Source organism: Collimonas sp. OK242 (assembly GCF_900107095.1).
In the GTDB taxonomy this organism is placed as follows: domain Bacteria; phylum Pseudomonadota; class Gammaproteobacteria; order Burkholderiales; family Burkholderiaceae_D; genus Collimonas.
This window is the reverse complement of record NZ_FNOR01000015.1, coordinates 122815-138703: the sequence shown is the minus strand read 5'-3', so window position 1 is coordinate 138703 and position 15889 is coordinate 122815. Positions and strand designations below refer to the sequence as shown.

General features: G+C 58.9%; 13 protein-coding genes and 2 pseudogenes. 7 read left to right on the top strand and 8 right to left on the bottom strand.

Annotated features, from left to right (window positions below):
* Positions 1 to 1388 (top strand): acetate--CoA ligase (locus tag BLV81_RS17475; protein WP_092358574.1); only part of this gene is annotated, 1388 nt, incomplete at its 5' end.
* A gap of 85 nt (positions 1389 to 1473) precedes the next feature.
* On the top strand, positions 1474 to 2181 hold the full coding sequence (gene adk / locus BLV81_RS17470) for an adenylate kinase (protein ID WP_092358572.1): 708 nt from the start codon (positions 1474 to 1476) through the stop codon (positions 2179 to 2181).
* Here adk and BLV81_RS24260 read toward each other — a convergent pair.
* Positions 2178 to 2303, bottom strand: a complete 126-nt coding sequence (locus BLV81_RS24260) for a hypothetical protein (protein ID WP_255365317.1) — start codon at positions 2301 to 2303, stop codon at positions 2178 to 2180. The two genes, adk and BLV81_RS24260, sit on opposite strands and share 4 nt — an antisense overlap.
* Between BLV81_RS24260 and BLV81_RS24255 the strand changes: the two are divergent.
* Together BLV81_RS24255 and BLV81_RS17460 are read left to right on the top strand one after the other, a co-directional pair.
* A pseudogene (locus BLV81_RS24255) lies at positions 2266 to 2406 on the top strand (IS5/IS1182 family transposase); the annotation flags it as partial. The gene BLV81_RS24260 and the pseudogene BLV81_RS24255 sit on opposite strands and share 38 nt — an antisense overlap.
* A 248-nt stretch (positions 2407 to 2654) precedes the next feature.
* Complete coding sequence (locus BLV81_RS17460; protein WP_092358568.1) at positions 2655 to 3989, top strand: SGNH/GDSL hydrolase family protein; 1335 nt, start codon at positions 2655 to 2657, stop codon at positions 3987 to 3989.
* Positions 3990 to 4014: 25 nt separating this feature from the next.
* On the opposite strand, the gene BLV81_RS17455 is transcribed toward BLV81_RS17460, so the two are convergent.
* Positions 4015 to 4713, bottom strand: a complete 699-nt coding sequence (locus BLV81_RS17455) for a dienelactone hydrolase family protein (RefSeq protein ID WP_092358566.1) — start codon at positions 4711 to 4713, stop codon at positions 4015 to 4017.
* A gap of 221 nt (positions 4714 to 4934) precedes the next feature.
* Positions 4935 to 6449: a MocR-like pyridoxine biosynthesis transcription factor PdxR gene (locus tag BLV81_RS17450; RefSeq protein ID WP_092358607.1), complete on the bottom strand. Its 1515-nt coding sequence runs from the start codon at positions 6447 to 6449 to the stop codon at positions 4935 to 4937.
* Between the two features lie 167 nt (positions 6450 to 6616).
* Here BLV81_RS17450 and BLV81_RS17445 point away from each other — a divergent pair.
* Positions 6617 to 7336, top strand: a pseudogene (locus BLV81_RS17445) (GNAT family N-acetyltransferase); the annotation flags it as partial.
* 2 nt (positions 7337 to 7338) lie between these two features.
* Here the strand turns inward: BLV81_RS17445 and BLV81_RS17440 are convergent.
* Positions 7339 to 9120, bottom strand: coding sequence for a S10 family peptidase (locus tag BLV81_RS17440; RefSeq protein WP_255365316.1), 1782 nt, complete (start codon positions 9118 to 9120; stop codon positions 7339 to 7341).
* Positions 9017 to 10612, bottom strand: coding sequence for a S53 family peptidase (locus BLV81_RS17435; RefSeq protein ID WP_092358562.1), 1596 nt, complete (start codon positions 10610 to 10612; stop codon positions 9017 to 9019). The genes BLV81_RS17440 and BLV81_RS17435 overlap by 104 nt, the downstream gene beginning before the upstream one ends.
* Before the next feature lie 526 nt (positions 10613 to 11138).
* On the opposite strand from BLV81_RS17435, the gene BLV81_RS17430 reads away from it, so the two are divergent.
* Together BLV81_RS17430 and BLV81_RS17425 are read left to right on the top strand one after the other, a co-directional pair.
* Positions 11139 to 13259: a carboxy terminal-processing peptidase gene (locus BLV81_RS17430; protein ID WP_369823894.1), complete on the top strand. Its 2121-nt coding sequence runs from the start codon at positions 11139 to 11141 to the stop codon at positions 13257 to 13259.
* Positions 13260 to 13500: 241 nt separating this feature from the next.
* On the top strand, positions 13501 to 14025 hold the full coding sequence (locus tag BLV81_RS17425) for a DUF1993 domain-containing protein (protein ID WP_092358603.1): 525 nt from the start codon (positions 13501 to 13503) through the stop codon (positions 14023 to 14025).
* A gap of 117 nt (positions 14026 to 14142) precedes the next feature.
* Here BLV81_RS17425 and BLV81_RS23950 read toward each other — a convergent pair whose 3' ends face one another.
* From BLV81_RS23950 to BLV81_RS17415, 3 genes are all read right to left on the bottom strand, one after another.
* Positions 14143 to 14316: a hypothetical protein gene (locus BLV81_RS23950; protein WP_176992877.1), complete on the bottom strand. Its 174-nt coding sequence runs from the start codon at positions 14314 to 14316 to the stop codon at positions 14143 to 14145.
* A 90-nt stretch (positions 14317 to 14406) separates the two neighbouring features.
* A complete protein-coding gene (locus BLV81_RS17420; RefSeq protein ID WP_092358558.1) occupies positions 14407 to 15126 on the bottom strand; it encodes an acid phosphatase in 720 nt (239 codons plus the stop codon).
* Between the two features lie 70 nt (positions 15127 to 15196).
* Complete coding sequence (locus BLV81_RS17415; protein WP_092358556.1) at positions 15197 to 15889, bottom strand: energy transducer TonB; 693 nt, start codon at positions 15887 to 15889, stop codon at positions 15197 to 15199.

Genomic DNA, 15889 nt, shown 5'->3' with positions numbered 1-15889 from the left:
GCAAGCGCCTGCCGCTGAAAGCCATCGTCGACGAAGCGCTGGCGCTGGGCGGTTGCGACACCATCAGGAACGTCGTGGTCTACAAGCGCACCGGCGGCGACATCAACGTCGTCGCCGGCCGCGATCTCTGGCTGCATGAACTGGTGGCGTCGCAGGCTGAAACCTGCGAGCCGGAATGGGTCGATGCCGAACATCCGCTGTTCATCTTGTATACCTCCGGTTCCACCGGCACCCCGAAAGGCGTGCAGCACTCGTCCGGCGGCTATCTGCTGTGGGCGGCGCTGACCATGAAATGGGTATTCGACATCAAGCCGGACGATGTCTACTGGTGCACCGCCGATATCGGCTGGATTACCGGCCATACCTATATTGCCTACGGCCCGACTGCCGTCGGCGCCACCCAGATCATTTTCGAAGGCGTGCCGACCTATCCTAACGCCGGCCGTTTCTGGGATATGGTGCAACGGCATAAAGCCACTATCTTCTACACCGCGCCGACGGCGATCCGTTCTCTGATCAAAGCTGCCGACGCCGACCAGCATATCCATCCCTCGCAATATGATTTGTCGTCTCTGCGTTTGCTGGGCACGGTGGGCGAACCGATCAATCCGGAAGCCTGGATGTGGTATCACAAGCATATCGGCGGCGAGCGTTGCCCGATTGTCGACACCTTCTGGCAAACCGAAACCGGCGGCCACATGATCTCGCCGCTGCCGGGCGCCACGCCGCTGGTGCCGGGTTCATGCACCTTGCCGTTGCCGGGCATCCAGGCCGTGATCGTCGACGAAGCCGGGCAAGAACTGCCGGACGGCCATGGCGGCATCCTGGTCGTCAAGCGTCCATGGCCATCGATGATCCGCGCCATCTGGAATAATCCGGAACGATACAAGAACGCCTACTTCCCGCCCGAGTTCGGCGGCAAGCTGTACCTGGCCGGCGACGGCGCGATACGCAACAAGGACACAGGATATTTCACCATCACCGGCCGCATCGACGATGTGCTGAACGTCTCCGGCCATCGCATGGGCACCATGGAAATCGAATCGGCGCTGGTAGCCAATCCCATGGTTGCCGAAGCCGCCGTGGTCGGCAAGCCGGACGAGACCACCGGCGAAGCCATCTGCGCTTTCGTGGTCCTCAAGCGCAGCCGCCCGAGCGGCGATGAAGCCAGGCAGATCGCCAAGGAATTGCGCGACTGGGTCGCCAAGGAAATCGGTCCGATCGCCAAACCGCGGGAAATCCGTTTCGGCGACAACCTGCCGAAAACCCGCTCCGGCAAGATCATGCGCCGCCTGCTGCGAGTGCTGGCCAAGGGCGAGGAAATTACCCAGGACGTCTCCACGCTGGAAAATCCAGCCATCCTGGAGCAGCTCAAGCAGCCGGTTTAATCAATGAAATGAAAACATGTCCTACATTGAAGCAGCAAGGAATTTTCATTGGCACGAGAACTGAATCCCACTTTACGGAAATATTATGCGCCTCATACTCTTAGGACCGCCTGGTGCGGGAAAAGGCACACAAGCCAATTTTATTAAGGAAAATTTCAATATCCCACATATCTCCACCGGTGATATGTTGCGAGCTGCGGTAAAAGACCAGACGCCTCTGGGTGCGGAAGTAAAAAAGGTGATGGACGCGGGCGGCCTGGCATCAGACGAAATCATTATCCGTCTTGTCAAAGATCGCTTGAAGCAAGCCGATTGCGCCAACGGCTATTTGTTCGACGGTTTCCCGCGCACGCTTCCACAGGCAGAAATGATGAAGAAAGCCGGTGTCGCAATTGACTACGTGCTGGAGATCGATGTGCCAGACGAGCTCATTCTGGAACGCATGAGCGGACGCCGAATTCATCCGTCGTCTGGTCGTACCTACCACGTGAAATTCAATCCGCCAAAGGTCGAGGGAACAGACGATGTGACCGGCGAGGATTTGATTCTGCGCGACGACGATAGGGAAGAGATTGTTAAAAAACGCTTAAAGGTCTATCACGATCAAACGGAAATTCTCATTGCTTATTACAATCAGTGGTCTCAATCCGGACAGCCCGGGGCTGCAAAATATCGACAGATAGACGGTATTGGTCCTGTGGATATCGTTCGGGCCAATGCACTTGCGGCCATCAGCGCCAGCTCCTCGAATGCAGTCGATGAAAAAACAATGCAAACAACAAAAAATCCTTAGATCAGTGGCGACAGCGATTTGGAAATGCCGATGATCGACAGACGGCTGTGCGTGCACACCAGCACGCTGCCGATGCCAAGGCAGCAAGTGATAGGCCGTTCGCGTAGCGGATGGACAGGCAAGATTCACGCTGTTGTCGATGCGCTCGGTAACCCGGTGCACCGGCTGCTCACCAGCGGCGAGGAAGCCGATATTAGGCAAGCCAGGCCGCTGCCGGATGGCTTGACAAGCGCATTACCACATTTTCTGTGGGCAAGTGGAATTGCAATTGGAAATTAGAAACAAGAATCTAATGGCCGATATTGTCAATTTTTAATTGTTGCCACGTGTCAATATTCGTCCGGGCATGCCTCTACTGCCGCCTTGCGCCCGCAGGACGGCAGCGGCCCGTTCCGTTGCCGGCGCCAGCACAGCAATTGCGCCGGACCTCCCCAGTGATCCAAAGAAAGCAAGACAAAACAAGGAATCCAGCAATGAAAACTCTGTTTGTATTTTGTGCTTTGTGTTCGAATATGGCGATGGCGCAAGTTGCCGCCGATGTAAAACCCGATCCCGCCTACACCCACCATCTGTCCTCCTCCGGACCGCTTTCCAAGGAACAGCTGCTGAAGCAGAAGCCGGCCCGCAAGCCGGCCGCGCGCATCCAGACCGCCGGCGCCAATGCCGCCAGCACCAGCACCTACACTTATCTGCGCTGCTGGTACCGCACCGGCAACGATGCAAGCAGGCCTACCACGACCTATGCCTGGGGCCTGGATCCGTCCAGCGGCGATTACTACCGCATCAACGGCTACTGGTGGGCAGGCGGCTTGCTGGACTGGGAAAACATGTTCTACAGCGATACCGATCAAGCCACCTTGCAATCGGTATGCAAAAGCACGCTGAGCGCCAAGGGCATCAGCCAGCCGGTGGCGATGGTCGCTGCCGCCGACAATGCGCTGTCGTTCAACTACACCGTCTGGACCAACGACAGCGTGGCGCAGAGCGGCATCAACAAGATCGTCGCCTTCGGCGACAGCCTGTCCGACACCCAGAACATCTTCAACGCCTCGGAATGGACCTTGCCGAATTCAAGCAGCTGGTTCCTCGGGCGTTTCAGCAACGGCAACAACTGGGTGGAGTATTTCGCCAACAACCTGCAGCTGCCCTTGTATAACTGGGCCATCGGCGGCGCCGGCGTAGACACGCAGCAGCTGGTGATTCCGGGCGTGATCCAGCAGGTGCAGTCGTATGTCAGCTACATGCAGATGGCGCAGAATTACCAGCCGCAGAACACCTTGTTTACCTTGCTAATCGGCGGCAACGACCTGGTCAATTACAACAGCACGGTAGACCAGGTGATCAGCGGCGAAACCCAGGCCTTGCAAAGCCTGATCCAGTCGGGCGCCCGCAATATCCTGCTGCTGAAGCTGCCGGACGTGTCCAAGGCGCCGGTGTTCGGCATCAAGACCACCGGTCCGACGGTGGCGGCGCAGGTGATCGACCTCAACAACCGCCTGGCTGCGCTGGTCAGCTCGCTGCAGGCGCAATACGGCAGCACCTTGCATATCCAGTTGTATGATACCTATGCCTTGTTCAACGACCTGCTGGCCAATCCGGTCAAATACCAGGTCAGCAACACCACCCAGTCCTGCCTCAACATCAATACCGATTCCAGCACGAACTACCTGAGCAAACAAAGCGCGCGCTCACAGTGCAGCAATCCGGATAGTTTCGTGTTCTGGGACACCTTGCATCCCACCACGCATACGCACAAGTTGCTGGCCGATGCAGTGACGGCGTTCTACAAGGCCAGCGTGCAACCTTAGGCCGCGGCTGAAGCGGACTCGGCTTTTACAGATTGTCGCTCAGGAAAGTCAGGGAATTGCCATGCGCTTCTGCCGCTGCGCGCTGGTGATAGCTGGACCGGTGCGAACAATTGAAGCCATGTTCGGCGCCCGGATAGATGTGGACCTCGACATCCTCATTGTGTTCGAAGCGCTCGGCAATGCGCTGCACGGCGTCCAGCGGAATATGGCTGTCAGCGCCGCCGAAATGCATCAGCAGCGGCACCCTGACGTCGTCGGCGCGTTGCAATTGATTCTGGATACCGCCGCCGTAATACGCGATCGCTGCGTCGACCAGGCCGTCGGCCGCAGCGAGATACGCAAGCATGCCGCCGAAACAATAACCGATGGCGGCCAGCTTGCCGTCCAGGCCGGGCTGAGCCTTCAAGGCCGCAACGGTCAGTGCGATATCCGATTCCGCCTTGGCGACGTCGGTGGCTTGCCTCAGCTCGAAGGCGCGTTTCCAGGCGGCTTCGTCATAAGTCAATTCGATGCGGTGGCCGCTGCGCCAGAACACATCCGGCACCAGTACCATGTAGCCATCGGCGGCGTATTGCTCGGCGACCGAGCGAATGTGTTCGTTGACGCCGAAAATTTCCTGGATCAGTACGATACCGGGACCTTTACCGGTATGCGGGATGGCCAGGTAAGCACCGAAGGTGCCGTCGGCGGCCTCGATGTCTATCCATTTGGTGGTAACGCTCATGATGGTTCCTCTCTATGCGAGAAATAAAAGTTGGTGTGCTGTGGGAAGGCCAGGCATGCAACAGCCGAAATTATCTGCATTTATCCGTACCTGAGGCGAAGCTACGCATAAGTACCAGTCAATGCCCGAATGACATGCTACCAGATGCCAGAGCGGCGAGTCGGAGCGCCCGCATGGCCGGCTTTGTTTGAGGCCTGGGCCACTGGGACAAGCACGGCAACCTAGGATAGCTCCGCAGCCAGGATCAATTGCGACAGCCGCCGCACCAGAGGCGCGAACAATTCAGCCGGGGTATTGCCGTATCCCAGCACCAGGCCGTTGTCATCGGCCATAGGGCGCAGCGCGAAACCCGATAACGGGGACGGCGCGATGCCGTAACGCCGGGCTGCCTCGGCGATCTTGCAGTCCGGATAACGCGCCGGCAGCCGCACGGTCAGATGCAGCCCGCAGTAGCCGCCTTCGATGGCATGCGGCAGATGCAGGTGCCGGCTCAGTGCTTCGCGCAGCGCTTGCTGGCGATCGCGATACAGGCGGCGCATGCGGCCCAGGTGGCGGCTGAACTGGCCGCTTTCAATGAACTCGGCCAGCGCCAGCTGTTCGTAGCGGTGGCCGCCACGCAGCATTTCTTCCAGCGCTGTCTGCATCGCTTCGACCAGCGCTTCCGGCAGTACCAGAAACCCCAGGCGCAACGAGGGAAACATGGTCTTGCTGAACGTGCCTACGTACAGCACAGGCGCCTGCGTCACCAGCCCTTGCATGGCGCCGATGGACTCGCCCGCGTGGCGGAATTCGCTGTCGTAATCGTCTTCGATGATCCACGCGCCGTGGCGCTGCGCCTGCGCGATCAGCTCCAGACGGCGCGCCGCGGTCAACACGGCGCCTGTCGGATACTGATGTGAAGGGGTGGTGTAGATCAGACGCGGCGGCTGCGACCGCCAATCGGCATCGCTTGCGATCAGGCCGTCGGCGTCGATGCGCATCGGCGTTAGGCGCAGGTCGCCCGCATGCATCGCGGCCTTGGCGCCGCGATAGCCGGGATCCTCGACCCAGGCCGTGTCGCCCGGGTTGCTGAACAGACGCACGCATAACGCGAGGGCTTCTTGCGCGCCCTCGGTAATGATGACCTGGGCTGGCTCGCAACGCACGCCGCGGGCGACGCCCAGGTGGCGCGCGATAGAGGCGCGCAACGCCGGCTCGCCCAGCGGATCGCCATAGCCCAGGGCCGATGGTCCGGCGCGGCGGATAGCGCGGTCTACCCCGCGCCGCCAGGCAGCCAGCGGAAAATGAGACAAGGCCGGGATGCCGGGACGCAATGCCGCGCCGGCATCGGCGCGCGGCGCGGCCGGCTGCTGAGTCGGCTGCGTAGTCGGCTTCGTAGTTGGCTTGATACGCGCCAGACGTAGCGCAATCACGGGGGCAACAGGTATATCTCGTATCGTGCGCGGCCGCGCCGGGCGCGATAACGCCGCCACCCTGGTGCCTTGACGATCGGCTTGCACATACCCCTCCGCGGCAAGCAGGTCGTATGCTGCAGTCACCGTATTGCGCGATATCGACAGCGCCTCGGCCAGGGCCCGCGAGCCCGGCAAACGGCTGCCGGGCGCAAGGCGGGCATCCAGGATAGCTTCCTTGATGCGATGATGCAGCTGACGTTGCATGGGCGCCGCATCGTGGTTCTTGTTCAGCGGAGCTTCGAGCAAGACATGTGGCGCCAGAGCCGGGATAATCGTCGTCATGGAAAAATCGAGAAAGTGCAAGCGTGCAATCAGGAATGTTTGAGTGTCACCCGTGGCACCATTAAACATATATACCGTGGAACTTTTAAAGGATCCACGAAGCGCTTACTTTAGCACATGACCGACACACGTCTAACTTCATGCAGCTTGGAACCTAGGAGCAATTTATGTCCGACATTTTGAATTCATACCAGCAGCCGATCGGCGCACCTGTACCCGGCTGGAGCGCACGCGCGAAGCCGCCGCGCAACTTGATCGAAGGCCGCTACTGCCGTCTGGAACCGCTGGATCCGCAGCGCCACGCCGCCGACCTCTATGCGGCCTACAGCACAGCCCCGGATGAGCGCGACTGGACCTATTTGTCGGTCGGCCCGTTTGCCGATGCAGCGAGCTACCGCGGCTATGCCGAGCGCGCCGCAGCCAGCCCCGATCCCTTGCACTACGCAGTGATCGAGCGCAAGACCGGCCGCGCAGTCGGCACCCTGGCCCTGATGCGGATCGACCCGGCGAACGGCGTCATCGAAGTCGGATTCGTGACGTTCTCGCCGCTTCTGAAGCGCACCCCGGTTTCCACCGAGGTCCAGTACCTGTTGATGAAGCACATCTTCGAACAGCTGGGCTACCGGCGCTACGAATGGAAATGCGATAGCTTGAACGCGCCTTCGCGCCAGGCGGCCCAGCGTCTTGGTTTCCAGTTTGAGGGGATATTTCGCCAAGCCGTCGTCTACAAGGGACGCAACCGCGATACCGCGTGGTTCTCCATCGTAGACAGCGAATGGCCTGCGCTGCGCGCAGCGTTTGAGAGATGGCTGGCGCCGGAGAACTTCGATGTGCAAGGACAGCAGCGGGCATCGCTGGCTGCGATGCGCGACGATGAATCAGCCGCAAGCTAGTTGCGGCGTTTCTCCGTTTTCAGCGTCTGCAACGTCCGGATCCTGGCCATCGCCTGATGATCGGAAGTCGCAGCGTCCATCATCGCCGCCACGTCGGCTTTCAAGGCGGTGCGCGATCCGGACTCCAGATAAACCATGTGGCCCGAAGGGTAGAACCTGGCACTCAGGTTTTTTCGTACTACGGGATCTGCCAGCGGCATTTTCTGCAGATCCATGACGGTCTGGTAGAACGGTGTGACGAAATCGTAATAGCCGTTGGCAGACAGCACTTTCAAATCGACGTTCAAGCTCATCGTCGCGGCCAGGTCGCCGGCCGTGTACAAGATGATGCCGCCCTTGGCATCGATGCCCTTTTGCGCGCCGGTCGGATCGATATGGCTGAAATCCCAATTCTGGAATGCCTTGTCATTCAGATCGGTGAAGGCTGAATTCGATGTGAACTTCAAACCGTCGTTCAGGTAGTAGTTCCACATCGCCGTATACACGCCCGACACCGCAGTCATGCTCGGATCGTTGCCGCCTGAGTTTGGCGATATATCGGCGGCGATCCCCGTATCGACGCCGGTGACGCGGCCGTCATAAGAGCCGAGCGCCAGCCCCCGGTCTTGCAGCAGGCTGTGCAGGAACAGCGTTCTGCCGTTGCTATCGCCGGCGCTTATATCGAGCCCCCAGGCGGTTAGCGTGCCTGGGTCGATGCCGGTGAAGTCGCTCAATTTCTGCAAGGTCGCCGGATCGGATTTTGGGGATTTTTCCAAAGCCGTAGCGTAGTCGCCGCGCGCAAACAGCGCCGCGCTCGCCATCAGCGCCGGCAGGCTGGCCGGCGGCGGCGTCAGATGGGTTTTCTTGTGATACCAGGCGTCCGCTACCGCCGTCGGCAACGCGCCCACCGGATTGCCCGCTTGCGCGTAATCGAGAATCGACGATTGCAAGGTGATGCCGTTCAGATCGACGCCATCCTCATGCAGCAGATATGACAGCACGGCGCTGCGTGGCGTGCCATACGATTCGCCAAACAGGAATTTCGGCGAATTCCAGCGGTCGTTCGCGGTGAGGTAGCGCTTGATGAATTGCCTGATCGATCTGGCGTCCTGGTCCACGCCCCAGAAATCCTGGTTTTTGTAGGGTGCAATGGCGGCAGAGTAACCGGTGCCGACCGGATTGATGAATACCAGGTCGGTCTTATCGAGCAGGCTGTCCGGATTGTCTTCCAGGGTATAGGGCGGCGGCGGCGTGAACCCCGGCATGGAGGTCTTGATGCGCTTGGGTGCAAACGACCCCAGCATGACAAACACCGAGGATGAGCCCGGTCCGCCGTTATAGAAAAAAGTGACTGGGCGGGTGTTGCGGTCGCTGACGTCGGCAGTAAACGCTACATAGAATATTTTTGCGGCAGGCTGTGAATTATCGGCGTCGACCGCCACCAGATGCCCCGCAGTCGCCTGGTACGGATAGGCCCGCTTGCCGATCTGCATGCTGTGATGCGTGATGGCTGCATTCTCGCTCGAATCGGCAACTGAATCGCCCGGCCCGTTGCCGTAGGCGGCAGGATCGAAATAAGGCTGGTCTAACGGCGAGCCTTTGGCGCGGATCGATGCAAAATTGAAGCTCATGATCACTTCCTTTCCGAGACGTTTCAGAGATATCGGCGGCTGGCCGATCAGCCGCCACCGCACATCAAAGCACGCTTGCCAGTTTCTTGCCGTCGGGGCTGCCCAGTCCGGTACAGGCATCCCATCCCGGCGCAGCGGCATAGTAGCCGTTGTTACCCTGTGTGACATCATGAAAGGCGGCCTGCTGCTGATACAGTTTCGGATTGACGAAACCGGCCGCGCTGCCGTTCGCGGTATTGATACGTGCGAACAATGCTGCCCACAGCGGCGCCACCGCACTGGTCCCGCCCACCACCGCGTCGCTGCCATCGATATAGACCTGGTAACCGGTGGCCGGGTCGGCATTGCCGGCGACGTCAGGCACGCCGCGCTTCAATAGCGGCTGGCTCTTGCCATTGCTGCCGACCAGGGCCAGATTCTGTTGCCAGGCCGGCAGCGCGAAAACCGCGCTGACGCCACCGCCGCCGGCGCCGCCTTGCGTGCCGTCATTCCATACCACTTCGCTCTCGATCGCATTGCCGGCAGCGAGCAGGCGCGTGCCGCCGCAAGCCAGCGCATACGGACTGGACGCCGGAAAATCGACATGGTTGCCGCCTGCCACGCCATCCCCCGAGCCGTTGTCGCCGGAGGCGACGCACACCGTAACCCCCATCGCAGCTGCCGCTTGCAACGCCGCGTTGAAAGCTTGCATGGCTTGCTGCGTCCAGCGCGGTTCGGCACTGCCCCAGCTGATCGAAATGACGGATGGCTGGTTGATGCTGTCGTGTACCGCACTGTTGAGTGCATTGAGAAAACCGGCATCTGTATTCGTCGAAAAATACACCGCGATATGCGCTTCCGGCGCCAGCGCGCCGATGATCTCGATGTCCAGCACCACTTCGCCGTCGGCGCCGTTAGGATCGCCGCTGGGCTGGTTGCCCGGGCCGTTCACCATGACCGAGGTGACGCTGGGAAGCGTAACGCCGAGTTTTGAAAAATAAGTTTGCAGATCGGCCGCCCGGTAGCCACCGCCCAGCTCGATGATGCCTATGCATTGGCCTTTGCCGAGGTTGTCGGGAAAGTCATACAAGGATGCCAGCTGCGTCGGCACCAGGGAGGTAGCAACCTTGTGCGCAGCAAAACGGAAAGGCGGCTGCAGACGAAAATGCGCGTTGGCCTGCGGCCGATCGTCGAGGCCGATCACAGCTATCACGATATCTTGCAGCTCGGCAGGAATGTTGACGGCGCCGGTACGTCCGCGATAGCTGCCAAGATGCGATTCATAACGCTGCAGATCGACATCGAATGCCTGATTGAACTGCGCCACTGAGCCGGACAGGGTGACGGTGCTGCAGGCCGGATTCTCGCGCACTACCTGCAACCCGTGATCGCCTGCAAAGGTGGCGACCCTGGCAATGTTCTGTGGCGTGGCGGAAAATCTACGGGCGAATTCTTCACGTGAAAGATGTGCTGCATGTGTTGCTGCAGGCGCGCCTGCGCTCTCGCTTGTACTTTGCTGATCGACGATATCGCACAATTCTTGTTCCGCATTGCAGCGCATGACTATCGTCACTTCAATTTGTTCGGAGGGCGCTGCTGCGCCTATGCATAGTGCTCCGGAAACGACGCTGCGTTCGCTGCCGGACAGAGGTACTTTTGGAACTTTGGAAATTTTTGCCATGGTCTTGATACTCCGTGTCTGAAACAGATACAGCGAAGAACTACGGGGGAGCCACTGCCGCGCCAGCGCTGACGACACTGCAATTCATCTTCCGGCGATAGCAGCAGCATACGATGCGGGACCAATGTCAGACCTGCCCATGGAGAGACAGTTCATTTCCATTTAGAAATATTTTGCAGTGGATGCCTCAGTACTGTCGCCGCCGCGCAGCCCCCAAGATTCCTCCCAGAGACAGCCCTCGAAATTGCCAAATAAATACTATACTGATGGCGCTTGATGGCTCTCATGGCAAGTCCGTCCGGAAAAGCCGGTTTAAGCAAACCTTAAGTAAAGCCAAGTAGAATTAGTCAAATTGAACGCTTGTCCTGCGCGCCGGTCGAATTGCACTGCGCTCGACCTCCCGGCGGACATGCCTGCGAATACTCTTGATAAGCGGGGGGAAATTAATGCACTTGCTGCTCAAATCATCACCGAACATCGAATTGAAGGTTATATGCGCCTAAGAAATAGTCTGTTATGTGTACTGTTGGCAATTTCCACCGCCGCCCATGCGTTGGAGGCCGGGCCACCCCCAGTTCTGGCGCCATTGCAGCAGCAAGCGCAAGCGGCCCACCTGAGCGCGCAATTCCTGAGCCGTTTCCACTACAAACCGGTGCCGCTGGACGACGCTCTGTCCGCGAAGGTCATCAATCGTTATATCAAGTTGCTCGACCCGGAAAAATTCTTTTTCATACAAGCGGATATCGATCAATTTACCGCCGAACAAAATAAACTCGACGACGCAATTTATCGCGAAGACCTGCACATTCCTTTCGCCATTTTCAACCTGTATGAACAGCGCATAGTCGAACGCCTGACCTATGCGCGCGAATTGCTCAAGCAAGGCTTCGATTTTAGCCAGAAGGAAGATTATTCCTTTGTACGCGATAAGGAGCCTTGGCCGAAATCCATAGCCGAAAGCCGCGAGCTATGGCGCAAGCGTGTCAAGAACGACTGGCTGCGCCTGAAACTGGCGGGCAAGAAGGACCAGGCGATTCGCGATACGCTCGGCAAGCGCTACGAAAACTCCCTGACGCGCGCCTACAAGTATAAGAGCGACGATGTGTTCCAGATTTTCATGAACGCTTATGCGACATCGATTGAGCCGCATACCGATTATCTGGGCACGACTGCGGCGGCGGATTTCGATATCTCCATGAAGCTTTCCCTGGTCGGCATCGGCGCGGTGCTCCAGGAGCGGGATGAATACACGACCATACGCGAACTGGTGACAGGCGGTCCGGCGCAATTGTCCGGCAAGCTTGCGGTCGGCGACCGGATTGTCGGCGTGGCGCAAGGCGAAAAGGGTGCCATGACAGATGTGGTCGGCACGCGGATTGACGACGTCGTCAAACAGATTCGCGGCGCCAAGGACACGGTGGTGCGCCTGGACATATTGCCGGCCGATGCCGGCCCGGATGGCAAGCACAAACTGATCAGCCTGGTGCGTAACAAGATCAGCCTGGAACAACAGGCGGCAAAGAAGTCCATCATCACCACCAAGAACGGCGACCTCACCCGCAAAGTGGGTGTGATTACCCTGCCCGCCTTCTATGAAGATTTTGATGCGCGGCGCAAAGGCGACAAGAATTACAGGAGCGCCAGCCGCGATGTGGCGGCACTTCTGGCCGACCTGAAAAAGGAAAAGGTCGACAGCGTCCTGATCGACTTGCGCAATAACGGCGGCGGTTCTCTGACGGAAGCAGTCGACCTGACCGGCCTGTTTGTCGGCAAGGGTCCGATCGTGCAGCAGCGCAATGCGCGCGGCGACGTCAACGTCGAAGCCGACGATCGCCAGACTCCCGCCTGGACCGGCCCGCTGGCAGTACTGATCAATCGCGGTTCGGCCTCCGCATCGGAAATTTTTGCGGCGGCGATCCAGGACTATGGCCGCGGCATCATTATCGGCGAAGCCAGTTTTGGCAAAGGCACCGTGCAGACCATGGTCAATCTTGACGAACTCACGCATAACGACAAGCCGAAGTTCGGTGAATTGAAGATGACCATCGCGCAATTTTTCCGGATCAACGGCGGCACCACCCAGTTGCGCGGCGTAACGCCGGACATCAGCTTGCCCGGCTTCTCGGATACCGAGGCTTTTGGCGAATCGAGCTACGATAACGCGCTGCCGTGGTCACAGGTCAAGGCGGCGGATTATGTGCCTTACGGCGATTTGAGAAATCTGCTGCCGCAGATCCAGAGCCGGCATGATGCGCGCGTCGAGAAGAACAAGGATTTCCAGCGCTTCCTGGAAGACGTGACTGAATTGAATGTGCAACGCAAGAAGCGCGTCATCTCTCTCAACGAAACTGACAGGCGTGCTGAGATGGCACAGCAGGAAGCCCGTCTCAAGGCGCGCGGCAAGTCCACCGCTGGCGACGCGAATGACAAAGATGACGCTGGCGACGTAGATTTGAACCGCCAAGACGACGGTTTGCAAGCCAACGAACGCAGCCTGAGTGCCGACATCGCGGCGGAAAAAGCGCAGAAGAATGCGAAAGACGTATTGCTGAACGAAGCCGCACAGATACTTGGCGATGAATCGGATCTGCTCAAATCCAATGTCAAATTCGCGGTGCAGCAGCCTGTCAGCGCTAAGGATAAATGATCTTTCCAGCTAGACAATTACGTAGCAGTCGATGGAACTGGACGAGCGCTTGATACTCGCTACAGCCTGATGCATTCGACGGTTTCATGATTTAAGAGACAGGCGCTGGCCTGTCTCTTTTTTTATATCAGCCCGGCCGTTGCCGAAATGAATCCGGGCGTTGATTTTTCATGGCATGCGACGTTGCGTCAAAACGGATAGGATGATGGTCCGGGTATATCCTTCCTTTTTGGAGTTCAACATGCAATCCTTGTCGATGTATCAAATTTCCGTTCCGGTGTTCGTGCGTGGGCTGGGTGTGCTGGCTGGCTACCTGGAGAAGGCGGAGGCGTACGCCAAGGCCAACGATATCGATCCTGCCGAGATGGTCAACGCGAAACTGGCGCCGGACATGCTGTCACTGGCGGGGCAGGTACAGCGGGCCAGCGATACTTCGAAGAATGCGATTGGGCGTTTGTCGGCGATCGAAGCGCCGCGTTTTGAGGATAATGAAGTGACGTTTGCGGAGTTGCAGGCGCGGGTGGCGAACACGATTGCTTTTTTGGAGAGTGTACGGCTGGAGGATTTGCAGGGGAGCGAGACGCGTTCGGTGACGCTGAGTTTTGGCAAATTCAAAACTACTTTGCGGGGGGATGCTTACTTGCTGACATTTACCTTGCCGAATTTTTTCTTTCATGTGACCACGGCGCATGACATCTTGCGGCACAAAGGAGTCGCCGTCGGCAAGATCGATTATCTCGGACATTTCGACATGGAGCCAGTGTAGTTGAATGGGGTCAGAGTTTTTTCCGCGCCCTTTGCGACAATTACTCTGCCCCCTTTAACGGACTACGGAGTACGCGCCACTGCATGCAACGAGTTTCATCGTTATTTAAAACGTCTGCTAGCTGGAATCGATCGGAATCACCAATACATCAGCGGCGACCAGCGCTGCGTCGGTATTGCGGACATCGCCGCCATCGGCATCGATAATCGTGTCCGGGTAATGGCTGCGGTAGCAGGATGCCGGATTTTGCAGCTCCGATTGCAAGTTCTCGATGCCGCGCACGGTAATCATTGCCTTGCCGCCGGCGGCTCCTATAAACGGCAGCTAAAAAAAAGCCAACCCGAAGATTGGCTTTCTCGCAGCATGAGACAGCGCCCAGGCTTACATGCTCTCGGCCGGCTCCGGCCCCAGTTCCAGCACGCCGCGCAACTCTTTCTTCGCGGCGTCGAACCCGGTTTTAAAATCGTCGCTGGTCTGCAACCTGGCGGCGATCACGGTGCCGGTGATGCGGCCGGTTTCGATGTCGGAACGGTAATGGACGCCGCCTATGATGCGGTTGTTGGCGTATTCGGCGGCACGGGCCATGATCTCGGCACGTTTTTCCGGCACCATGTTGGCCAATACGATGCCCATCAGCGTTCCGGCTGTTGCGTGGCCCGACGGGTAAGCGCCGGAGCGGGATAATTTGACCACCGGCTTGACCTGTTCGCTATACATGAATGGACGCGGGCGCTTCCAGACATCCTTGTAAGTATCGACCACAGCACCTTCCGAAGCGACCACGCGCTCGAAGAATTTGGCGAACAGCGGCAGTTGATCGCGTTTGAATTTGACACCCATCACATCGGCGAAGCGCCAGATATTTTCTGTGGCGTCAGCTTGCGAACGCGCCACCATTTCCGGCGTGCGGGCGGCTTGCAAGGCGAGAATTTCGCTCAGCTCGGCCTTGGTCTGGAGCGAATCGTTGGCCGGTGGCGGCGGCAGCAATTTGATCAGGTCGATTTCCTTCGACGTGATGAATGGGGTTTCCTCGCGCGCCTGCACCGCTGCGCTGCAGGCGACGAAGGACATGAGCAGTACGGAAGCAATGAATTTACGCATGACGGTACTTTCAAATAAAAAACGGATTGATAAAAAAGCGAATCGATAAAATCAAGTCGATATCAAGACATCAGGATTTAAATTCGACCCAAACCTGATACACATGGTCCTTGCCCTGCATGTCGGCTGGCGGCGCCGGATAGCTGGCGCTTTGCACCGACTGCAAAGCAGCGCGGTCGATCATGCCGACGCCGCTGGCGCTGACAATCCGGGCCTGGCCGGCGACGCTGTCGCGCAGATGGAACTCGACACGCACTCGCCCGGCAAAATGCAGGGTCAGCGCTGCCGGCGGATATACCACGGCAGCTTGCACCGCAGCCTTGACCTTGGCCGCGTACTCGGCGTCAGGCGCGCCCTTGTCGCCAGCTGGCGGTGGCGCAGGCGGTGTCCGTACCGGCTCGGAGAAAGCGGTCGGCGCTTCGGTTACCGGCGCCGGTGCGCTAGGCGCTGGCTCAGGAGTCGGGACTGCCGCCGGCGCTGCGGGTTTCTGCGGCGCCACCCTGGTTTTGGGCTGGACCTGCAACTTTGGCGTGACTACCGGCGGTACCGGCTTCGGTGGCGGCGGCGCTGGTGGCGTTGACGGAGCTGGTTGCGGCGGCGCCGGTTCCTCGCTGACCAGCGTGATCGGCACCGGTTCCGACAGGGCCGGCCTGGACGATGCCGCGCCTGCCAGCATCAGCGCCACCACGGCGACGATGCCTAGCTCGGCCAGGATCGCCAGCGCAAAAGCGCGGCTCGGGAAGTGGCGGAAATTTATCAACAT